Annotated in this window: 24 protein-coding genes and 3 pseudogenes; 18 read left to right on the forward strand and 9 right to left on the reverse strand. The window is 59.0% G+C overall.

Annotation, left to right across the window (positions count from 1 at the left end):
* Position 1: 1 nt before the first annotated feature.
* Together IPK17_RS40445 and IPK17_RS40450 are read left to right on the forward strand one after the other, a co-directional pair.
* Positions 2-105 (forward strand): annotated as a pseudogene (locus IPK17_RS40445) (hypothetical protein); the annotation flags it as partial.
* Positions 106-180: 75 nt separating this feature from the next.
* Entirely contained in the window at positions 181-690 is a 510-nt protein-coding gene (locus IPK17_RS40450; RefSeq protein ID WP_350341627.1) for a DUF1028 domain-containing protein, read from the forward strand.
* A gap of 288 nt (positions 691-978) precedes the next feature.
* Here IPK17_RS40450 and IPK17_RS09575 read toward each other — a convergent pair whose 3' ends face one another.
* The gene (locus tag IPK17_RS09575; protein ID WP_343417469.1) at positions 979-1,416 is read right to left on the reverse strand and encodes a hypothetical protein; all 438 of its coding nucleotides are present in this window, start codon (positions 1,414-1,416) and stop codon (positions 979-981) included.
* A gap of 375 nt (positions 1,417-1,791) precedes the next feature.
* On the opposite strand from IPK17_RS09575, the gene IPK17_RS09580 reads away from it, so the two are divergent.
* The 3 genes from IPK17_RS09580 to IPK17_RS09590 all read left to right on the forward strand — a co-directional run bounded on the left by IPK17_RS09580 (position 1,792) and on the right by IPK17_RS09590 (position 3,632).
* Positions 1,792-2,100, forward strand: coding sequence for a hypothetical protein (locus IPK17_RS09580; RefSeq protein ID WP_343417470.1), 309 nt, complete (start codon positions 1,792-1,794; stop codon positions 2,098-2,100).
* Positions 2,101-3,252: 1,152 nt separating this feature from the next.
* Positions 3,253-3,540, forward strand: coding sequence for a LysM peptidoglycan-binding domain-containing protein (locus IPK17_RS09585; protein ID WP_343417471.1), 288 nt, complete (start codon positions 3,253-3,255; stop codon positions 3,538-3,540).
* Positions 3,537-3,632, forward strand: coding sequence for a LysM peptidoglycan-binding domain-containing protein (locus tag IPK17_RS09590; protein WP_343417472.1), 96 nt, complete (start codon positions 3,537-3,539; stop codon positions 3,630-3,632). The genes IPK17_RS09585 and IPK17_RS09590 overlap by 4 nt, the downstream gene beginning before the upstream one ends.
* Positions 3,633-3,770: 138 nt before the next feature.
* On the opposite strand, the gene IPK17_RS09595 is transcribed toward IPK17_RS09590, so the two are convergent.
* Positions 3,771-4,169: a hypothetical protein gene (locus IPK17_RS09595; protein ID WP_343417473.1), complete on the reverse strand. Its 399-nt coding sequence runs from the start codon at positions 4,167-4,169 to the stop codon at positions 3,771-3,773.
* Positions 4,170-4,533: 364 nt separating this feature from the next.
* On the opposite strand from IPK17_RS09595, the gene IPK17_RS09600 reads away from it, so the two are divergent.
* The 6 genes from IPK17_RS09600 to IPK17_RS09625 all read left to right on the forward strand — a co-directional run bounded on the left by IPK17_RS09600 (position 4,534) and on the right by IPK17_RS09625 (position 9,390).
* Positions 4,534-5,046, forward strand: a complete 513-nt coding sequence (locus IPK17_RS09600) for a bifunctional nuclease family protein (RefSeq protein WP_343417474.1) — start codon at positions 4,534-4,536, stop codon at positions 5,044-5,046.
* A gap of 96 nt (positions 5,047-5,142) precedes the next feature.
* The gene (locus tag IPK17_RS09605) at positions 5,143-6,297 is read left to right on the forward strand and encodes a replicative DNA helicase (RefSeq protein WP_343417475.1); all 1,155 of its coding nucleotides are present in this window, start codon (positions 5,143-5,145) and stop codon (positions 6,295-6,297) included.
* Positions 6,294-6,539, forward strand: a complete 246-nt coding sequence (locus tag IPK17_RS09610) for a DnaB-like helicase C-terminal domain-containing protein (protein WP_343417476.1) — start codon at positions 6,294-6,296, stop codon at positions 6,537-6,539. Before IPK17_RS09605 ends, IPK17_RS09610 begins: the two co-directional genes overlap by 4 nt.
* The gene (locus IPK17_RS09615; protein WP_343417477.1) at positions 6,536-7,225 is read left to right on the forward strand and encodes a DnaD domain-containing protein; all 690 of its coding nucleotides are present in this window, start codon (positions 6,536-6,538) and stop codon (positions 7,223-7,225) included. The genes IPK17_RS09610 and IPK17_RS09615 overlap by 4 nt, the downstream gene beginning before the upstream one ends.
* The gene (locus IPK17_RS09620) at positions 7,146-8,519 is read left to right on the forward strand and encodes an ATP-binding protein (protein WP_343417478.1); all 1,374 of its coding nucleotides are present in this window, start codon (positions 7,146-7,148) and stop codon (positions 8,517-8,519) included. Before IPK17_RS09615 ends, IPK17_RS09620 begins: the two co-directional genes overlap by 80 nt.
* Positions 8,520-8,535: 16 nt before the next feature.
* Positions 8,536-9,390 (forward strand): GNAT family N-acetyltransferase, encoded by an 855-nt coding sequence (locus tag IPK17_RS09625; protein WP_343417479.1) that lies wholly within the window; start codon positions 8,536-8,538, stop codon positions 9,388-9,390.
* Positions 9,391-9,475: 85 nt separating this feature from the next.
* On the opposite strand, the gene IPK17_RS09630 is transcribed toward IPK17_RS09625, so the two are convergent.
* The gene (locus IPK17_RS09630) at positions 9,476-9,958 is read right to left on the reverse strand and encodes a hypothetical protein (protein WP_343417480.1); all 483 of its coding nucleotides are present in this window, start codon (positions 9,956-9,958) and stop codon (positions 9,476-9,478) included.
* Positions 9,959-9,987: 29 nt separating this feature from the next.
* On the opposite strand from IPK17_RS09630, the gene IPK17_RS09635 reads away from it, so the two are divergent.
* Complete coding sequence (locus tag IPK17_RS09635; RefSeq protein ID WP_343417481.1) at positions 9,988-10,980, forward strand: NAD(P)-binding domain-containing protein; 993 nt, start codon at positions 9,988-9,990, stop codon at positions 10,978-10,980.
* A gap of 104 nt (positions 10,981-11,084) precedes the next feature.
* A complete protein-coding gene (locus IPK17_RS09640; protein WP_343417482.1) occupies positions 11,085-12,536 on the forward strand; it encodes an adenylate/guanylate cyclase domain-containing protein in 1,452 nt (483 codons plus the stop codon).
* Between the two features lie 101 nt (positions 12,537-12,637).
* Here IPK17_RS09640 and IPK17_RS09645 read toward each other — a convergent pair whose 3' ends face one another.
* The 4 genes from IPK17_RS09645 to IPK17_RS09660 form a co-directional block, all read right to left on the reverse strand.
* On the reverse strand, positions 12,638-13,393 hold the full coding sequence (locus IPK17_RS09645; protein ID WP_343417483.1) for a PIG-L deacetylase family protein: 756 nt from the start codon (positions 13,391-13,393) through the stop codon (positions 12,638-12,640).
* 4 nt (positions 13,394-13,397) lie between these two features.
* A complete protein-coding gene (locus tag IPK17_RS09650; protein WP_343417484.1) occupies positions 13,398-14,870 on the reverse strand; it encodes a phosphomannomutase/phosphoglucomutase in 1,473 nt (490 codons plus the stop codon).
* A gap of 70 nt (positions 14,871-14,940) precedes the next feature.
* Entirely contained in the window at positions 14,941-15,414 is a 474-nt protein-coding gene (locus IPK17_RS09655) for a hypothetical protein (protein ID WP_343417485.1), read from the reverse strand.
* Complete coding sequence (locus tag IPK17_RS09660; protein WP_343417486.1) at positions 15,415-16,236, reverse strand: sugar phosphate nucleotidyltransferase; 822 nt, start codon at positions 16,234-16,236, stop codon at positions 15,415-15,417. It abuts the gene before it with no gap.
* 208 nt (positions 16,237-16,444) lie between these two features.
* Here IPK17_RS09660 and pdxS point away from each other — a divergent pair, with 208 nt between their 5' ends.
* From pdxS to IPK17_RS09680, 4 genes and pseudogenes are all read left to right on the forward strand, one after another.
* Positions 16,445-17,350 (forward strand): pyridoxal 5'-phosphate synthase lyase subunit PdxS, encoded by a 906-nt coding sequence (pdxS, locus tag IPK17_RS09665; protein WP_343417487.1) that lies wholly within the window; start codon positions 16,445-16,447, stop codon positions 17,348-17,350.
* Positions 17,351-17,362: 12 nt separating this feature from the next.
* Entirely contained in the window at positions 17,363-17,605 is a 243-nt protein-coding gene (locus tag IPK17_RS09670; protein WP_343417488.1) for a hypothetical protein, read from the forward strand.
* 64 nt (positions 17,606-17,669) lie between these two features.
* A pseudogene (locus tag IPK17_RS09675) lies at positions 17,670-17,909 on the forward strand (hypothetical protein); the annotation flags it as partial.
* Positions 17,910-18,392: 483 nt separating this feature from the next.
* Positions 18,393-19,109 (forward strand): hypothetical protein, encoded by a 717-nt coding sequence (locus tag IPK17_RS09680; protein ID WP_343417489.1) that lies wholly within the window; start codon positions 18,393-18,395, stop codon positions 19,107-19,109.
* A gap of 79 nt (positions 19,110-19,188) precedes the next feature.
* Here IPK17_RS09680 and IPK17_RS09685 read toward each other — a convergent pair whose 3' ends face one another.
* Entirely contained in the window at positions 19,189-19,497 is a 309-nt protein-coding gene (locus IPK17_RS09685; RefSeq protein ID WP_343417490.1) for a hypothetical protein, read from the reverse strand.
* Between the two features lie 257 nt (positions 19,498-19,754).
* On the opposite strand from IPK17_RS09685, the pseudogene IPK17_RS09695 reads away from it, so the two are divergent.
* A pseudogene (locus IPK17_RS09695) lies at positions 19,755-20,617 on the forward strand (IS982 family transposase).
* Here the strand turns inward: IPK17_RS09695 and IPK17_RS09700 are convergent.
* Positions 20,508-21,287 carry a hypothetical protein gene (locus IPK17_RS09700; protein WP_343417491.1) on the reverse strand — a complete coding sequence of 260 codons (780 nt, stop codon included), beginning with the start codon at positions 21,285-21,287 and terminating at the stop codon, positions 20,508-20,510. The pseudogene IPK17_RS09695 and the gene IPK17_RS09700 sit on opposite strands and share 110 nt — an antisense overlap.
* Between the last annotated feature and the right edge of the window lie 154 nt (positions 21,288-21,441).

Raw genomic sequence — 21,441 nt, forward strand, 5'->3', positions numbered from 1 at the left:
GATGACCTTTTCGATTGCCGCTTATGGAAGATCCCGGCAAGAAGGCGCGTGGGGCGTCGCCGTCGCCAGCAAATTCACTCGCCGTCGGGGCGATGGTTTGCCATGGGTGCGGGCAGGCGCAGGTGCAGTGGCGACCCCAATCCTACGCCAAGATCGGCTTTGGACCAGACGGTCGGCCGGATGGCGTCCGGCATCAGCGCGGAAGAGACGTTACAGCGCCTGCTCAGACCTCGCTCCGGGCAAGGCGACGCGGCAGGTGGGCATCATCAAACTGACGGACGCACCGCCGCGCACACCGGGCGTCAAATGCGAAGCAGATCAGGCAGGACACCGCATCGACGTGGGCTGCTGTCAGGGCAACATCCTCACCGGGCCGGAAGTCCTCGACCCAATGGCGTTGCCCTCAGCACCGAAGGTGAACTCGCCGATCGGCTGCTGGCGCCGCAACTGGCAGGTGATCGCGCGGGCGGCGACCGGCGCAGGCGGCAAGGCGGCGCTCTACGTGGCGAAAACGAATGGCGGTTACGGTGGCGGTGGCGTAGTCGCTATATCGACCTGCGCGTCGGCGACGAATCCGGATCCGGTCGCGCGGTTGAACGGCTGGTCAGCTGCATCACATCTATTTTGGCGAAACGCGCCCGGAAGACCGCCTGCCGATCACCCCGGAACTGGTGCGCGAACTCCAATTGATCATGCGCGAGCAAAAATACTATACCGGCGCCCTGAACAGCCAATACGGATCATGTTCACCATCGAGGCCTTTGACCGCTTGATCGGCACGGAAGGAATCTCGAAGAACGCTGGCGAGGTATTAAACTTCCACGCACGTGGACCGCGTGGTGCTGGCTTATCTGCGCGGACGCTTCGGCCAGAGGGGAGCCGACAGCCGCAAAGTCATTACTCGTCTGATCATCGGCGCGGTGATCCGGCTGCATGCGCTCGGTCAGGATGTGCGCTTTCATCCGGATGAGGCGCTCTTCAGCACGTTGCGCGCCATGCCGCGCTGAACGGCGATTGGCTGCTGCACGGCTCGGCTCGAGCAAGCCGCCGCTGGCGATCTACGCCAGCGCGCTGTCGACGACGCTGTTCAGGGCGCGTCGAAAATACAATTCTGATTTCGACTATCGCGCGTCGGCGAATTACAGCACGGTTGCCGCCACTTTCGGGCGATCGTGCTGGTCGCGGTGTATATGCGCTGACCCAGCGGCTGTATCGCAATCGGACGGTAGCGTAAGCGGCACTGTTCGCCGCATGCTCCCCGGTCGCGGTGGCGTTCAGCGCGACGGCGTTCACCGATGGGCTGATGCTCCTGTTCATGACGCTGGCGCTGCTGGCGGTCAGCCGGGGAAACTGGCTCTGGAGCGGCCTAAAGTTGGCGCTACAGGCAGCAAACAGCAGGCCCTGTTTTCGCGCCACTGGTGCTCGCACTCGGTTGGGCGCTGGACGGGCTAAACCTCCGCCGCCCGCGCAGTCCGCCGCGCCTATCGGGGTCGGCGTCCTGCTGCTGTTCCATGGGATGCGGCGCGCGCGCAGGAGACGAGCCTCTAGGCGCTGGCCGCCAACAACCCATTACCGGGCTGGCCGCCAACCCGTTCGCCCGCCTCGGCGCATGGACAGAGCTCGGCGCCTGATCTGCTCGGCACGCCGAACTTTCTGTTGATCGGTGGCGCGGTGCTGGCGGTCATCAGCGGCGTAATCCGGGCGTCCGCGTCACCCCACCACGCTGATCGATACGGTGCTGGCGATGTTCGTCACTCGCCTGCATCAGGGCGCACGTGCGTCCCGCCTTCAATGTGTAAGACCGCTATCTGCTGCCGCTGGTTCCGCTGGTGGGCAATTTTTAGGGGCGCGCGCGGCGGCATCTGGATGTGGGGGCGATCAGCCGCATCCCTGCCCCGCGGCGAAGCGAACGTGATCGCGGCGGCGATCGCGCTGGCGCTGGTCGTCGGCGGTGGAACGCAGCGAAGGGAAATGAATGTCGGCGGCGAGGGAACGGTCAGCGCGGCGCGTAACGGGCATTCACGAGCTCGCCGATTTCCTCAACCACCAGTCACCCGGCGCGATCATCTGCCACCGGTGGATCGGTTGCCTGGCAGTTAGGTTGTTATCTCGAGTGGACGGATAAACGTAAAATTTTATCCAACAACTGAAGCGTTTATCACCGGGGCCTTGATCAAACTGACCCAGCCCCCGTTATCGACCGCTCCGGTTGATCAAACCGATTGCGAGCTGGCTTGATGCGGTGCGAGCAGCAGGTTTCACTGTGACACGGGTGTATAACGCACCGCGGTTTGTCGTATGAACTGCTACCGCCGCCCGCCTTTAGCATCTCTTGAACCACCGTCACGAGATTATGGGCGATGTAAGGCTTGGTCAAATAGCGATCCGCGCCGCCGTTCAGCGCGTCACGAATCTGATCTGGGGTCGACCAGCGCAGACAGCACGAGCACCGGCATCAGGTCGAAGGTCGTGAATGACTGCGAATTTCGGCCAGAAATTCCATCCCGCCAATATCGGGCATCGCGAGATCAGAATCAAGATCAGGGCGGAGCCCAGAATCGCTGCTGCCCGGCAGGCGCGCGCATGATCAACTGTCACCATTTAAGTTGATCCGTGCGAGCAAAATCCGCACGAGCTGCAGGGGAGATCGGGGTCATCATCAACCACGAGGATGCATTTTCCGCTCAAAGTCACCGCTTACACGCCTTTCTGCGTTTCGGATGAAACGATTGTACTGTAGCTTACCACAGCCTGTTTTGCTCATCCCTATAGATCGGTGTATGCTCAAGAATTATATCGTGCAACAGGAGGTCTTCGCTTGAAACGTTTTATCCAGCTTGTCGTGTTATTGGCGATCCCATTGCTTTCGGCAGGGTGTTTTCGTTCGGCTGGGGACACGATTGAGCCGACTCAGGATGCTGCCTCGAACTCGGTCGTGCTGGAAGCTACCACCACTTCCCCGTCGAGCGGGCTCCCCGGAACGGCAACGCTCCCCCCCATCACGGTTCTAGCACTGAATACACGCGGCTGCGGCGACCGAAGAAGTCTCCCCTTAAGCGACCAACACCCGTTCACCGCAGACCATTGTACCGCCGCCAACGGCAACACCCCAGTTCATCACGCCCGGTTCACCGTTAGGTCCCGTCCCGGTCGAAACGACGGTGCCGCGAACCGGCGAGACCACCGCCAAGCGCAGGGTGCGGCAGAAGCGGGTGACGCCGAGATCGAGGGGGCAAGTGCTAACACGGATCCGTGCATTTACGTTGTGAATCGGGTGACAGCCTGTACTCGATTGCTATTGATCGTGATACTACGATTGATGAGTTGTTGGCGGTAAATCCTGACCTTGACGGCGATCCGCCCGTGATTTTCCCGGAAGATGAGCTGAATTTGCCTGATTGTGACGGCACTTCGACGCGCGTACCGCGGTCGACGGCCACTGTCGAACCGACGAGCGCGCCCGGTACAGCGACCGCAGGCGAAGTCTACACCGTCGAACCGGGGATACACTGTTTAACATTGCGACGAACTATGGTGTGACGATTGCCGATATTGTCGACGCGAACCCCGGCCTCGATCCGGATCGGCTGTCGATCGGTCAGCGGATCATCATTCCGCCGAGCGATGGTTAGCCAGCGGGTAGACTTTGGGTGACGCTCAACGAGCCGTCCCTCGCGACAAACATTGACGTAGGGGCATGGCGCTGCCATGCCCTCGCTGAGTCCGCGCTGTCTTAGTCGGCTAACTGCGCCGACCAGATGGTCAGGTCGTCAAACGCAATCTCGACGGCACCATCCTCCACCACGGCGGCCATGGAGTCCCGCGTAACCCTCTGCATAGCGCGTGTCGTGGGTGTCGGCGATGAACTGCCCGTTCACCTGCAACGCCAGATAATCGCCGATGCACACCGCCCGAATGCGGTTGATGCCGCGATCCTGGTTGACGACATTCGTCTGCGTCCAATCGATCAAGCCGTCCACCCGTTCGGTGGCGCCGCGCCGGATCGAGAAGTAGCCATCCCCGCTGATGAGGAAGTAGTAGCCGTCGCCGTCGTTGCTGGTGCTCGCACGGCACAGCACGCCGTAGGCGTTATTGCGATCATCGGACAGCTGCGTCGTCTCCACCTCGATCACCACATCGGTGTGGCGCTCCGCATTCAGCCCGGACACAAATCCGGCCTGCTCCGAATAGGGGGCGCGGTACGCGCCGTCCTCAATGCGAAAATCGACACCGTAACCCTCGGCAATCCGCCCGCGCCACGCATAGCCCTGCTCAAAGCTCTCGCGCAGCAGCGCTTCCTGGAGGATGAACTGCCGAGAGGTTGCGCCGTACAGCCGATCAGCCCGACGATCAGCCCAATGCGCTCAGGAGCAGCCCGCACTGCGCATAGTTGTGACCCTTTCCTGATATGAGAAGATTGAAAATGACTGTTGTTTTGTCCGACATTTAAGGTTTGCCGCCACATCCTTCGGTGTATAATCGGAATGGTGGACGAAGTTCACTGAAAGAAGAACAAGCCCAAGGTTATACACCATGATTGAAGTAGTTATCGACAGCATCCGCGTGAGCCTCATGTCGCAGTATCGCATCGTGATCCTCAAGGATTCGACGACCGACCGATATTTGCCGATCTGGATTGGTCCCTGTGAGGCGGACGCGATCACGATTGAACTGCAGGAGATGCCTCCTCAACGCCCACTCACGCACGATTTGCTTAAGTCGATGATCCGTGAACTTGGCGGCAAGGCCGTCCACATCCTGATCAACGATCTCCGCAATGACGTGTATTATGCCCGCGTTGTTATCGATGTGGCAGGGCGACAAATTGAAGTCGACGCCCGCCCCAGCGATGCGATCGCGCTCGCCGTCCGCGCCAAAGTCCCGGTCTTCGTCTCGGATCATGTGATGGAACGTCACTCGATTGAGCCGGAAGAAGATGTCGAACGAACGGTTGGCGGGAAAGAACTCGACGAAGATCGGCTGAGCGCGTTCAAAGATTTCGTCAACAGCCTCGATCTCGATGATCTGGACGACGAAGAAGAATAACGAGCCACAACCTGTCGTGTCGGTCGGCACAACTTGTAACGCGAGAACGGCGTACCGATACCGGAGCGCCGTTTTGTTTCTCTTTGGATAGGGTTCATGACCTCAAACCCCGGTATCCTTAGGCTTGCGCCTCACAGCCCTGAAGCCGAAGAGGCGGTGATCGGCGGCGTACTGACCGATCCCGAACTGTTCCTCGGAATTGCCGCCTACCTCCGACCTGAAGACTTCCACATCAATCGTCTGGCGATTGTCTGGGAAGCGATGATGCGCGTCTCCGATCGCAACGAGGGCATCGACGTGCTCACGGTCAGCGAAGAGATTCGCGCCATCGGCAAGGCGGAACAGTTCGAAGACAAGGCGCGCGGCTTTCTCGTCAATTTGATCAACCGCACACCGACGTCAGTGCATACCGAAGCTTACGCCCGCGTGGTCGAACGTCTGGCGATTCGCCGCCGCCTGCTCACTGCCGCCGACGAGATCAAAACGCTGGCGTACGACGAACAGCTCCCGATTGAGCGCATCACCAGCGAAGCCGAGTCGCGCCTGTTCCGCGTGACGGAACGCAATCAGCGCGGCGACCTCGTGCCGATGTATCAGGCGATTGACACCTTCTTCGCCAGCATCGAACACAAGATGCAGCACCCCGACGAGCCGATGGGCTTGCCGACGGGCTTCCGCGACCTCGACGGCCTGTTGAGCGGCTTGCAGCGCAGCGACCTGCTCATCTTCGCGGGTCGTCCGGGCAGCGGCAAAACGAGCTGGATGCTGTCGATCGCCTTGAACGCGGCGAAATTCGGCGCGCGCATCCTCATTTTCACGATGGAAATGGGTCACGAACAGATCGTGCAGCGGTTCGTATCGATGGAAACGGGCATCAACACGCAGAAACTGCGCACGGGCCAACTGGATCAGCGTGAGTATTCGCGCTTCGTCGAGGCAACCGGGCGCTTAGGCAACCTGAATATTTTCATCGACGACTCCGCCGCCATCACACCGATTGAGATGCGCACGAAATGCCGCCGCATCGCCCACGAATTCGGGCTCGATCTGGTCATTGTCGATTACTTACAGTTGATGAGCGCGGGCGCAGGCTACGAAAACAACCGCGTGCAGGAAGTCAGCTACATCAGCCGCGCGTTAAAAGAAATGGCGCGAGAATTGAACGTCCCGGTGCTGTCGGCGGCGCAGCTCTCGCGCGCAGTCGAACAGCGGCAGGACAAGCCACCCCACGAGGGCGGGAAGGGGCTTTGACCGTCCGGACCAATTTCGTCGAAAGCCGATCGTCCATAACCTTGGAGCAGGACGCTGATATCGTGATGTTTCTGTACCGCGACATCATGTACAACGAAGCTACCGAGTTCCCGAACAAAGCCGAGGTCATCATCGCCAAGCATCGTAATGGCCCAACGGGAACGATTGACCTGCACTTCGAGCGGTCGCTGACCAAGTTCTCGGACGCCAAGACCATGAAGATCGATCTGGGCAGCCTATGACGAAGTCCAGCGGCTTTCTTCCCGGCAAACAGCCGACATTCGCCGTCTACGCGCAGTTTATCAGCGACCTGCTGCCGCTCATCGACAACGTGACTGAACTCAAGGTGACGCTGTACGCCATGTGGGCGATCCAGCAGCGCGAAGGGACATTCCGCTATTTGCTGCGGCGCGACTTCACGGCGAACACGGTCTTCATGGCGGGCGTGGGCGGCGAAGCGGCGCTGGACGAGGGGCTGACGCGGGCGTGTGCGCGGGAATCGCTGCTGTGCGCCAAAGTGGAACTAGGCGAAACGCCGGAGCACCTGTATTTTATCAATACGGAGATGGGACGCGCCGCTTTTGAGCAAGTGCGGCTCGGCTTGTGGCAGCCGGGGAGCGAACGCCTTCCGGTCGAGATTTTGCCGGAACGACCGAACATCTACCGCCTGTATGAGGATCATTTCGGGCAGCTAACCCCGATGATCGCGGACATGCTCAAGGACACCGAGAAGGATTTTCCGCTCAGTTGGATTATCGAAGCCATGCGCATCGCCGTCGCTAAAAACGTGCGTAATTGGCGCTTTGTGCAGGCTATCTTAGATCGCTGGCAGCGAGAAGGTAAAGGCAATGCGGTCGATCAAAGACCTGATGAACGGGATGGAAAACGCTACATCTCCGGGGAATATGCAGACTTCCTCGAGTGGTGACGACGACGCGGTTTGCGCCCTGTGTGGGCAGGAATCGCTGTGCGGCGGTCTGGGCTACGTGCGCGCCGATCTCCCCGTCGGGCATCCCCAATTCGGGCAGCTGTTCCGCTGCCCCAACTACCGCACCAACGCCGAGCGCAAAGAAAAGCTGCGCAAACTCGGTAACCTCGAAGCTTACAAAGACAAGTTATTCGACTCGTTCGATACGGAAAATGTCCCGAACCTGAGTCCCAAGCAGCGGGAGTCGCTGCGCGAGGCGGTGCATTACGCGCGCGCGTACGCCACCCAGCCAACCGGGTGGATTTTGTTCGAAGGGACGTATGGCACGGGCAAAACCCACCTCGCGGCGGCCATCGGCAATGCCCTGCTCGACCACGAGGAGCACGTGATCTTCGTGACCGTGCCTGACTTGCTCGACTACTTGCGCAGCGCCTACGCACCCCACGCCGAATCGGGCTACGACGAGACGTTTGACCGCCTGCGCGACGCCCGCGTATTGATCCTTGACGATCTCGGCGTGGAAAATCCGAGCGAATGGGCGGGCGAAAAGCTGTTCCAACTGCTGAATCATCGCTACGTCTACCGCCTGCCCACGGTCGTCACGACCAACGCCGACCTCGAAACCATCGATCCGCGTCTCGCCAGCCGCCTCGCCGCTAACAAGCTGGTGCAGCACGTCGCCATCAAAGCGCCAGACTTCCGCACCAATAAGACCACCTCCGTTGACGAAGTGCCCGATCTCTCGCTGTACCGGGAGATGACGTTGGAGAACTTCGACACGCGCAACCGCACGACCGTAGAAGAACGCGCCAACCTCGAACGTGCCATCCAGATCGCGCGCGAATTCGTCGAGGTCAAGTCGATGTGGCTGGTGCTGCTCGGCGCATCTGGCACGGGCAAAACGCATCTCGCGGCGGGCATCGCCAATGAACTGGATAAGGCGGGCGCGGGCGTGATTATGGTCACCAACACCGAACTGCTCGACTATCTGCGTTCCGGCGTGGACAGCCGTACCCAGTTGAAGCTGGAGCGCCGCCTGTCGATTTTGCGTAACGTCTCCGTGCTCATCCTCGACGACCTGAACTTCGAATCCATGTCGGCGTGGGCGCGCGAGAAAGTCTTTCAGGTGCTGGATCACCGCTATCTGCGCCGCATGAAAACCGTGATCACCAGCACGCGCGCCGTCGAAGAAATGGATGCTCGCCTGCGCACGCGCATTCTCGATCGCCGCCGTTCGGCGGTCTACGTCCTCACTGGACGCGCCTACGTCGACCGGATGTACAAAACCTACTGACGACATGAATACAGCGATGCTGAAACAGATCACCGTTACGCCCTACACCCGCCGCGACCGGCACGTCGTTTCGGACTTATTGTTCCGCAACTACAATGTTCACACGCATCTCGACTGGCAGGAAACCGATAAATGGCTGGAAACGCAGCAGGGAATCACACGCCTGGCGTGGCAGCATGGGCGGCTGATGGGGATGCTGGCGACCGCTGCCCCCCTCGGCGATACGACGTGGATTCGCATCGCGGCGCTGGCCGACAACGCCGACGCGCAGCGCACCTTTGAGGCGTTGTTCGAAGCACTGCAAATAGAAATGATTGCCATGCAGGTGCGCACGGTGGCCGTGCTGCTCATTCGCGACTGGCTGATCCCGTTCGTGCAACCACACGGGTTCGCCCTCGCCGAGGAGGTCATCACGCTGCGCCGCGCCGATCAACCACCGCCGCTGGAGGAACAACTGCTGAATCTGGTCATTCACCCGACGCGCGACGGCAATATTCCAACCATCGCGCGCGTGGATCAGGCGGCCTTTACCCCACCGTGGCAGCTGTCCGACGACGATGTGCGTGAAGCAGTGCGCGCCTCTGCGTACTGCACGGTCGCGGTGAGCGGGGAGCGCATCGTCGGTTATCAGGCGAGCACCATGTATTTTGATGGGGGCCATCTGGCACGGCTCGCCGTGCTGCCAGAGCTGCAAGGCATGGGCGTCGGCTCAGCGCTGGTGAATGATCTCCTGCGGCGCTTCTCACGACGCGGCATCACCTCCGTGACGGTCAACACGCAGCTCAGCAACACGCGCTCGCAGCGGCTCTACGAGCGTTATGGCTTCCGGCGCAACGGCTACGATCTGCCCGTGTGGATGATTAAGCTGTAACCTCAGCGCTTACCCCCGCGCAGGATAGGCCCAGCTTGACGCCAGTTGTCCGCCGCGCCGTTGCGCGTCCCTACAAATCGCGTCCCTACGAGAACGTCATATCCTCAAGTGCGGCGCGGAAATCTTCGGCCTGCGCATTCGTCAACGAGCTGTTGAGCTGTACCATCACATTGTTGCGAAAGTACACATACACCACGCTGCGGCGCGTCGCTGAGTTGTTGCGCTGGCTCTCGATATAGGCTTGCCATGCCGCCAATTGCTCCGCCGTTTCAAAGGTGATTACCTGCCCGCCCAGCGGCGCGATACTGGCAATCTGGAAAACCACCCGCTCATCGTAGTCGGCCGGGTCATCGCGACCAGCGACAATCTGCTCATCCTCCGGCGCAATCGTGGTCTCCAGCCCGGCCGCAGTGAAAGCTGCGAACACATCCTGCGCGGTGAACAGCGCGAACGGCAGCGGGGTCGGCGTCGGCGGCCCAAACAAACTAAGTCCGCCGCAGCCCGTCAGCACCAGCGGCAGCAAAAGGAGTGTTGCGATCAGCAGGGACAAAAGGTATCGTTTGGACATTCATCCGCTCCTAGCGAAAAGATCCAACCATGACCATGGTCTATCATGACGATGATGGTAACGTAGATTATCTAAGAGGCAAGCGCGTCGGCATTATTGGCTACGGGAACATGGGCAGTCCGATGGCACTTAATCTGCGGGACAGCAGCGTCGACGTGGTACTCCATGAACCACGCCCCGAACGGCGGGAGATCGCAATTGCCGACGGTTTCAGTCCGATTGCGATCGCGGAACTAGTGGAAGTCTCGGATATCATCATGCCGCTGTTCCGCGACGAAGCCATGCCCAAGATTTATCTCGAAGGTGTCTCCCCGCATTTGCGCCGGGGACAAACGTTGATCTTCAGCAGCGCCTATAACCTGACTTTCGGCTTCATCGAAGCGCCGCCGTTCGTCGATGTGGGGCTGGTGGCAGCGCGCACACATGGTGCGGCCGTCCGCAACCGCTACCTCTCCGGCGAAGGCTATGCCTCGTTCGTCGCGGTCGCGCAGGATGCCAGCCGCAATGCGTGGCCAACCATCCTCGCGGTGGCGAAAGCGGCGGGTGCGCTCAAGGTCGGCGCGGTGGAACTACGCTTTGAACAGGAAACCGAACTCGATCTCTTCTTGCAGCAGGCAGTGCTGCCCGTGCTGCACCAGGTGGTGATTACAGCCGCGGAACTGCTGATGAAACTCGGCTACCCGCCGGAAGCGGTGTTCACCGAGTTGTACCTCTCTGGCGAAACCTCGGATTATTTGCGGGCGGCGGCGAGCAAAGGGCTGCTCAAGGCGCTCGATTCGCAGTCGCTGACGGCGCAGTACGGCATCCTCAGCCGCTACGAACGCTTCAACGATTTGAAACTGGAACGCCTGATGGAAATTACGCTCGAAGAAATCCGCAGCAGCAAGTTCGCGCAGGAATGGTCGAGGGAGTTCAACGCAGACTATCCGCGCCTGCGCAGCCTGCTCAAAAGCCGCCAGGCAATGGATATGTGGGAGCTGGAGCAGCAGACCATCGATTCACTCCGGCGGGACAGCGATTGAAAGCAACCGGAAAGCTTGCTCTATTACAGCAACAAGAGTAACAATTAACGTGCTGGACTCGTCTACAAGATTGCATATGAACTATATTTTTGGCAGGTGAAGTCATGTCAACGTCCTTGCAAAACACAACGCTCGCCGCGCGCCTCAATGCGGTCAAAGATCTCGGCAAATTTGACGCGAAGGTGATCGACGACTTCGCCAGCTACCTGCTCACGGCGCCGGACGAAGATCTGTTTCGCGTCAGCCCATACTACTACGCGAACCGCACCGGATTATCCGTACGCGAAGCAACCGATCTCTTTCTATATGCGACGCATTTCGGCCTGCTGGAATTCAACTGGGGCGTGCTGTGCCCCTCGTGCCATGCGTTCATCACATCGCCGGGCGGCCTGCGCGCGATCCAGAATCAAGATTACTGCAACCACTGCATGATCGGCTTTGAAGTCTCCGTCGACGACAACATCGAAGTCGCATTCACTGTCGCCCCGTCAACACGCAGCATACGCTTTCACGATATGGAGACGCTCGATTTTCAGCGCGATTGGCTGCTGTGGTTCTACACCCACAGCATGTATCACGCACCGGAAATCCGCGATGTCGCCGTGAAACTGATGATTACGTCGGACAAAATCGGGGTGGATGCGCGGCGCACGGTCGAGGTTAACCTGGTCGATGGCGCGAACTACTTTGTGACCACGCCAGATATTCATGCCTTCGCCAACCTCAGCACCGCCCCTGATGCCCCGAGCGCAATCACCTTCGACCTCTTCGATGGGCGCATTGTGCCGGAAGGCGCCTACGTCAAACCGGGCAAAGTCACCATTACCTTCCGCAACCGGGTCGGCAAAGAGACTGTGTTCGGTGTGATTTACGATCCACGGCGCGGCATTCCCAACCTCACACCAGAAGAAGAGACGCTGCTGCAAGCGCATTTCAGCCAACCAGTGGAGTTTTTGACCGGGAAACAGGTGGCGACCTCGCAGGTCTTCCGCGAGTTATTCCGGGCGGAAAGCATCCCCTCCGATCTTGGCCTCGCCTTCAAAAGCGTGACCTTCCTGTTCACCGACTTGAAAGGCTCGACCGCCCTGTATCAGCGGGTGGGCGACATCCGCGCCTACGAGATCGTGCGCAAGCATTTCACACTGCTGCGCGACATCATCGCGGAATGTGGCGGTGCGGTTGTCAAAACGATGGGCGATGCGGTCATGGCGACCTTCTCCGAGCCAAACACGGCGCTGCAAGCCGCGTTCGTGATCAGCCGGGAGATCGGGCAAATCGGCGACGATCACGAATGCCTGATCATCAAGCTGGGGATTCACATGGGGCCGTGCATCGCCGTCGAAAATAATGAACGGTTAGATTATTTCGGGCAAACGGTGAATATCGCGGCGCGGGTGCAGGCGGTGGCCGAAGCGGGTGAGCTGGTCATCACTGACCCGGTGTACAGCTACCCCGGCGCGCCCGATATGATCCATGCGGCGAATCTGACCCCGCAGCTCGATACCGTGCTGCTGCGCGGCATCGACGGGGAAACGCGAGTCTATCGATTGGTGTAAAGCAGGTTACCGAAAGCGTTGGTGTCGGGGCAGACCTATGTGTCTGCCCTTTTTCGGGCGCATACGTGTCTACAGCAACCACTCGGCAACCTACTTTGCCTCTACTCCGCCGGGGTGTCTTTTTCTGGCGTGGCATCAATGAAGCGCATCACACGGTAGCTCTCCGCCAACTCCACGCCGACCTCTTTACCCGTCGCTACATCCCACTTGCGGATCATATCGGCCACATCTTCACCGACCTGCGAACGATGCGCTAGCAGCGACTGAATCTTCTTGTCCCACACCGTGGTCACATCGATGGCGATGTTCGGCTTGTCGTTCATCATCAGGTACAGTTCGTTGACGTGATGCGGCTCTAACCCTTCTTCGAGCAGTTCGGGGAAGATCGGGCGCGTTTCCGCCGACGGGAACACGGCATAGAGTGAGGCTTCTCCCGCAGCACGGTGATCAGGATGGTTGATATAATCAAAGCCTTCGCCGGAGATCAACACCTGCGTCGGATCCATGATTAACACGCGATCCGGTCGCAGTTTGCGGATGAGGCGCGTCAGGTCACGGCGCAATTCCATGGACGGTGTGAGCGCGCCATCGGCATAGCCGAGAAAGACCACCTCTTTGACACCGACAATCTGGGCTGCCTCATTCTGCTCAGCTTGACGGCGTTCCACCAGTTGATTATAGATCACGTCTTTGTCGTTGCTGCCGGCGGCGCCATCGGTGACGATACAGTAGATCACTTCTGCGCCTGCCGCCGTCCATACAGCCACACTGCCCGCCGAACCAAATTCAATATCGTCCGGATGCGCCACAATCACCAGCACCTTAAACGGCGCGACGATCGGTTTTTCGAGTTCCATAGGTTCACCTCAAGTGATGCGAAGTAGTTAATGAGTCATGAGCGGCAGCGTGGGATTCGTGCCGCTCACGCACCCTGAAATAATGCGCTGCTACTGAATCGCTTCGACTTCCGGGTAAGCTTGCAGCGCCGCGACGAACAGATCGCGGTACGCGAAGCGCGTCCACTTCGGTGGTGGCCTCAAAGCGCAGGCTCAGCACCGGTTCGGTGTTGCTGGCGCGCAGGATGCCCCAACCATGCTCGAACTGCACGCGGATGCCGCCAACGGCGACAATCTCACCCTTCCCTTCCAGCACCGCGCGCACGCCGTCGATGACTTTGGCTTTCGCATCGTCCGGGCAGTGCGGTCGGTATTCCGGCGTGCTGTAGAGTGTGGGAATACTCGCGTTAAGCGCGGAGAGTGGCTGTTTGGCGGTCGCCAGCACTTGCAGCAAGCGCCCTGCCGCCACATAGGCATCGTCGAAGCCGTAGTAGTCTTCGCCGAGGAAAATGTGGCCGCTCATTTCACCGCCGAGCAGCGCGCCCGTTTCGACCATTTTCGCTTTGACGAGCGAATGCCCGCTCGCCCACATGATCGGCGTGCCGCCCGCCTTTGTGACCTCGTCAAATAGCACCTGACTGCTCAGCACATCGCCGACCACCGTCGCGCCGGGATGCCGCGCCAGCATATCCCGCGCCAGCAGCGCCAGCAGCCGATCCGCCGCGATCATGCTGCCCTGCTCATCCACCGCGCCCATGCGGTCGGCGTCGCCATCAAAGGCGATCCCCAGATCCGCACCAACTTCGCGCACTTTGTCGCCCAACGCGCGCATGTTTGCCGGCACCTGCGGATCCGGCTGATGATTCGGATAGTTCCAGTCCGGCTCACAAAACAGCTCAATGACATTGTGACCAAGCGTCCGCAGCAGTTTCGGCGCGAAGATCCCACCCGTGCCGTTACCCGCATCGACGACGATCTTGAGCGGATGCGTTTTCACGCGCAGCTTCGGGACGATATCGCTGTAATAGTCCTCGACCGATTCGATGCAGTCGATTTCGCCGGTATCGCGCAGGAAGCTTTCGGTCTGGATCAAGTGGAGAATTTCCTGAATCCCGTCTCCATAGATATTCCGCGCGCCCACGCTCAACTTGAAGCCATTTTGATCGGGCGCGAGGTGACTGCCCGTGACCATCATGCCGCCGGCATTGTTGCGCTTGACCGCGTTCCAGTAGACGATGGGGGTCGAGGTCAACGCGATGTCGACCACAAAACAGCCCGCCTGCGTCAGCCCGTGCATCGCCGCATCCATGAGCGCCGACGACGAGTGGCGGTTGTCCCGTCCGACGACGACCGTGCGGCGTTCCTCAACGTTGCGGAGGTATGTCCCGAACGCCTGCCCGATCAAACGGGCGACTTCCGGTGTGAGCGGTGCATCCTTACCCATTGCCGTACCGCGAATATCGTATTTCTTAAAGAGCTTTGGATTGACAGTAGCCATGAATCCCCCTAGTCCTGAGTAGGGAGTGCCGAGTCCTGAAGGTATTCCAGTCTCAGCCCTCCTTAGTTATCTACTCTTTCTCGACGATGACGATCTGCTGCTTCACATAGACGCGGCGACGGTCGAGAATATCCTCATGCACATGCGTTCCCGGCCCCACTTCGACCGCTTCACCGATTTTGACGCCGGGCATGGTCATCACATCAACGCCGAGAAACGCGCCCTGACCGATGATCGCGCCGAATTTGTCACGTCCGCTGTCAAGCCGTGTCCCCTTGATCGTGCTCTTGATGGTTTTGCGATCAATGCGCAGGTTAGCCGTCGTGCAGCCCGCCGAGAAATTGACGCCCGGTGCGAACACGCTGTCGAGCACGCGGCAGGCATGCATATCGCAGTGATCTGCGACGTAGCTGCGCGCGACTTCGGTGGTGTAGCCGACATTGCAGTGATTCAAGACCATGGAATTGCGCACGAGGGCATTATTGCCGATGATCGTATCCGACCCGATGTACGCTGGGCCGACAATCGCCGCGCCGGGGAACACCTACGCCCGCTCCCCGATGAACACATCGCCGACCAACGTGGCCGTCGGCGCGACAAACGCGCTTTCCGTGACAATCTTGCCGGAAATCTTGGACAGGTAGTAATTCATCACGTCGAGTGTATGCCAAGGGAACTTGAGCGCGCTCCACGGGCCGCGATACGGCACAACCTTATAAACCTGCGTCGCCATCAAGCGATCCATCGCGCGCTCGTAGTGATCATCGCTGGCGATGGGCTTCGCATATTCCTCCTGCAGCGCGTTCATCAACCGCGTCGCGTCCGGGTGAATGTGCGCCACGATGTTGACCAGATTGCTCGGGCGATTCTCCGCGCCCGGTTTTTCCACAATTCCCGTGATACGCCCGGTCGGGCTGACGATCAGATAGCCACCGGGAAAGTATTCTTCCCGTTCATAGCCGGCGATATAGGTCGAAGTCGGGTCAGCGGTGAAGGCCTTGAGCATATCTGCATGGAGTTGATCGTCCACAACATCATGCACCTGCACCACGTAGATCGGCGTTTCCGGTTGGTTAGGCAGCGCGGGCGCGGCTTGCAGCAGCGCGTCGCCCATGCCTTTAGCTTCAGTCTGCACCACCACGCGGATATTCATCGACCGAATCGCCGCGGTGAGGCTTTTAATATCTTCGAGGTTGCCCGGATTGGCGACGATGACCGCTTCTTGTAACCCCAGCGACTCGTAGCGCCGGAGTTGGCTGACCAAAAGCGGTTCTGTGCCAAAGCGTAACAGTGATTTCTCGCGCAGCGGCCACATGCGCGACGACGCACCACCCGCCAGAACTATCAATATCGGCAGTTGAGCCATGATGTCATCCTTTGATGCTTGCGAAACAGATGTATTTTAACCTAACGTTTCATCGAACTTCAATCAACGAATAACCTGATGCGCAAGTTGCACTGGAATCAGCGCAGTCCTGGCTCTAATGGTCTTAAGTGGCTCTATTTACACGGGTTAGCCGCGGCTACCCTTGCAGTATATCCCATACGGTAAATTGAATGGAAAAGGTTAAGCGATGCAATCCAATGGTCATCAGAATGGCAGTGGTGAAACCGGGACGGAAGCCCTCAAGCGCGGTCTAGCGCAGATGCTTAAGGGTGGCGTGATTATGGATGTGGTCACCCCCGAGCAGGCGAAAATTGCGGAAGATGCGGGCGCAGTGGCGGTCATGGCGCTGGAACGCATTCCGGCAGATATTCGCGCGCATGGCGGCGTGTCGCGCATGAGCGACCCCGACATGATCGAAGGCATTATGAAGGCGGTGACGATCCCGGTCATGGCGAAGGTCCGCATCGGTCATTTTGTCGAAGCGCAAATCCTCCAGTCGATCGGCATCGACTACATTGACGAGAGCGAAGTCCTGACACCTGCCGACGAAGAAAATCACATCAACAAGCACCCGTTCAAAGTGCCGTTCGTGTGCGGCTGCCGTAACCTCGGCGAAGCGCTGCGCCGCATCTCCGAAGGCGCGGCTATGATCCGCACGAAGGGTGAAGCGGGCACGGGCGATGTTGTCGAAGCGGTGCGCCATGCGCGGCAGGTTCACAGCGACATTCGCCGTCTAGCCTCAATGGATGACAATGAGCTGTACACGTTTGCGAAGAATATTCAAGCGCCCTACGATCTCGTGGTCGAGACGGCGAAAATGGGGCGCATGCCCGTGGTCGAATTTGCGGCGGGCGGCGTCGCAACCCCGGCGGATGCCGCGCTCATGATGCAGCTCGGCGTCGATGGTGTGTTCGTTGGGTCGGGCATCTTCAAGAGCGGCGAACCGGCCAAGCGCGCCAAGGCGATCGTCGAAGCGGTTACCCACTTTGACAACCCGGACGTACTGGCGAATGTCAGCCGTGGTCTCGGCGAAGCCATGGTCGGCATCAATGTGACGCCAGACCAGGTAGTTTTGGGGAAACGAGGCTGGTAAGGTCGATTAAGCGTGGCGGACTTGCCGCCGTTTTACTTCCACTGCACCCTGAATTTCGCCACCGAGCAGGACAAGGCGGCGTCTACCCATCAATCGGTGCAGGGTTTGATTGATTACGCGGCTCTCCTGTTGCCAGAACCGCTCCAACGTCAAAACCGCCAATTCTTCGAGGGTTGCTTGCTGCACAGCCGTCTTGTGCTGTGTGGCGGCACCCCCCAGACTGACCCAAAATGGTGGACACAAGGTTACACATGACTGACATAATCATTGCAGTGGGGTCTTTTGAAGCCGCTTAACCGGACCGGCTGACGGCAATCCCTTTCTGGATGTTACACTCTCCGCCCAGTTCACGAACGGCGATCACGCCCTCAAGGTCGGGGTTTTAGGTGGCGGTACGTACTGCATTCGCTTTATGCCGAGCGCTCGGCGCGGGCTACACAACGCAGAGCAGCGCCAGCGCTTTGAACAACTTGACCGGTTCGTTTGCTTGCACCGCCCCCTCCGCCACTATTCATGGACCGGTCTACGTCCACAATACCTTCCATTTCGCCCACGCTGACGGAACACCGTATTATCATTCGGCACAACCTGCTATGCATGGACGCATCAGGGCGAAGCATTGGAAGAACAGACGCGGCGTCATTCAACAAGATCGCATGTGCGTGTTCCCCAGGACTACCCGTGGGACAGAATGAACCGCCACTGACCCTATGAGCGGGATGCAGACGGCAATCACGATTTCACGCGGTTTAACCCGGCCTACTTCCAACATTTTGAGCAGCGCGTTGGCGATTTGCTCAAACTCGGGATCGAGGCGGATATCATCATCTTCCACCCCTACGACCGCTGGGGCTACGCGCGGATGGCGCTGAAACCGACTACCGCTATTTGAGCTACCTGATTGCGCGACTGTCAGCGTATCGCAATGTGGTGGTCACTGGCGAACGGCTAATACAAGCGATGGAACGCTGGAAGATGCTGATGACGGAAGACCCCTACAATCATCTGCGCTCGATCCATCAGGGGAACCCGGAAGACATGTATGATCACAACAAACCGGGCGTGCATGTACCCCATCCAGCATCCGCAGAGTTCGGCGGGTCGTGGGTGGCGCAAACAGTACGGCAAGCCCATCGTTGACGACGAACTGGAATATGAGGGTAACATCTTCTACCCATGGGGCGGCATCAGCGCCGAGGAAGAAGTCCACCGCTTCTGGTTGATGGTGTTGAACGGCTACGCCGGGCATACATTCCGACGATATGTTGTGGTGGTCAGGGCGGTGCCCTGCACGGTGAAAGCTGGAAGCGGATCGCCTTCCCTGCGCCAGCTCGTCGAAGCCGCGCCGGGCGGTTTGTCACCGGAAATCGATGCGGATCCGGAGTTTTCCCCGCCCCATCAGCCAGTGGCTGTGGATCGCTTTGCCGGCGGCTTTGCGGAGACTATCACCTGCTCCACCGCGGAATATCAACCGCGCACGCTGCTCTGGCTTCCTCCGGATGACAGGTATCAGTTCGAACTGATCGACACGTGGGAGATGACCATCACCCCGGCGGTCGTGCGTCGATTGGATGCGTTGCCCAGCTATGGCTATCCCGCGCCGGGACGCCCCGAGCCCGAAGTGGAAATGCCGGGCAAGATCCGGCGCTGCGCATCCCGCGGCCTTCCAGTCAAGCATAAGGTAGCGCGCAAGCATTTTGCAGGACAGGTTGTGGGGCGAATGGCTAGTCTGCCCCTGCCGGTATCCCCAAACGCGTAACGAGCTCGTTTACTACTAAAGCACGATCTGTCCGCGTCCCATCTGTCCACCACTAAACAGGTAGTACGCTTCGCCTACTTTATAGGGTCGGGATCGGCGCACTTTGTAACAACGTGGGGACGATCTGGGCGCGGGCGCATTTGATACAGACGCTGCTGCGACGATCAGCGGAAGTACAGAACGAACCAATCAGATTCAGCAGCATCGGGAGTGCATTACGTCCATCCACGCTCGTGATGTTGTCCTGCGCTTCCAACCCATAGCGCAGGCTAGCAATCGACTGCGTCGCTAACACGCAAACCCCGCGGAATGCCGGGCATTTTTCGAGAAATAACGCTTCGCCGCTCTCTGAATCCAGACGGGGAAACCGCTGGGCTTCGTCGGCCACATAAAAACAGCAGGATCAGGTTGGTGCGGCGGCAGATCCGAAGAAATTCGCTTCATGCGGCGCCGGGTTGCTCAAGGTGGTGTTTTCACCCGGGGTGTGGATCGCAGCAGCGCCTTCATCCATCATCTCGCGCACCGACAGCCACTTCTCGGCGGACGGCGCTTTAACGTGAGTTAGGGATAAGGCGGGATGCCTTTCACTGGAGGTGTTATCCTCCTAGGTACCCCTGCAGAAAGGCATCCCGCGACCTACTCGAACTGTATTGTCATGTCGATGATTTCTACCAACAGGTCGCAGCGCGCTTTGAAGCCGGTCTCATGACGGACGGGAAAGCCCATCGCCGTCGAGCAGGAGAACTGAGCGCGAGTGAAATCATGACGATCCTGATCCATTTTCACCAAAGCCACTATCGCACCTTCAAGGCGTACTACACCGAACATGTGCAGAAACATCTTCGGGCGGGTTTCCGCGCTTGGTCGGCTATGCTCGCTTCGTCCAACTCATGCCGCGGGTGGCGGCGTTGTTGTGTGGCTACCTCTCCCACTTGTTTGGCGGTGCGGGCATTAGTTTCATCGATTCGACCTTCCTGGCGGTCTGTGATAACCGCCGGATCTATCAGCACACCGTCTTTCTGGGCTGGGCCACCCGTGGGCGTGGGTCGATGGGCTGGTGTTTTGGCCTGGCTGCACCTGGTGGTGAACGACCGTGGTGAGCTGCTCGCGTGCTGTTTGACGCCCGCCAACCGAGCCGATGTCAAGTTATTGCCCAAGCTCGCCAAACACCTCTTCGGCAAGTTATTCGGCGACAAGGGCTACCTCTCGCAGGCGGCCTTTGAACACCTCTTCCAGCAGGGCGTCCACCTCATCACCAAACTGAAATCCAACATGAAAAACCGTTTGATGCCCCTGAGCGACAAGCTCTTGTTACGCAAGCGCGCCATCATCGAGTCCATCACCAGACCAACTCAAGAACATCTCTCCAGATTGAACACACCCGGCACCGCAGTCCGCTCAATTTCTGTGTGAATGTCTTGTGTGGGCTGATTGCCTACTGCCATCAGCCCAAAAAACCTTCACTTCACCTTGATGCCCGCCAACTTGAAGCAATTGCTTATCCCTAACTGACGTTTCATAGGGATTAAACAGGATGTGCTGCGCGAGTTCCGGCGAGGAAAGCTCCGTCAGCACGCCATTGATGACCGCAATCACGCTGCTGTAGGTCTGCGGCGCCAGTGTATTCAGCCCTTGCAAGGTCGAAATCTCCTGCGGCAGATCAATCTTGAAACGGCGCATCACCGCCAGATACGCGACCAGTACGATATCGCTCTGCGCCGAGTTGTCATTGTGGTAGGTCGTGGACAGGTTCAGCAGCATGACTAGATGGGCCAGATAAATCTCCGGATTGTAGGCGAGCGGTAGACCACGCATGGTATAGACAATCGTGTCCGGATCAGCTTTGGGAGCAGACCACGTCATCAGCGTTTCGCCGATGCCTTCGGCACGCCTGAAAGCTTCCAGGAACTGGAGATGAACTTCGGCCTTTTTCTCGGACAGTTTCGGAGACTGCTTCAACAGGGTCGAACTCCAATCCGCGATCACCCGGCATTTATACATCAAGCGATCAAACCGCGAACCACGTTCGTAATCGGTGGCCGCACCATGGAAGTATTTGATCGCATCGGGAATGGCCGCCACAGCATCCGGGCAATCGCCAGCGCGATAGAACAAGCGGATTACTGCGTCGCGAATATCTTCAATCACCGCGTTGAACCGGGTATAACGGAAGGCCAAAAGATCGCGCAGCGCGGCTGGTAGTCACACGCTCAACCACAGCGGCGTGATCGTTTAGGATCACGCCGCTTTTTATTCCCCTACATCGCAACCTACCGCTGCTGCGTATCCACCAGCACAGCGTTATACTCTCCAGTTACAAGGATCCGAAAAC

It is taken from the genome of Candidatus Flexifilum breve (assembly GCF_016713355.1).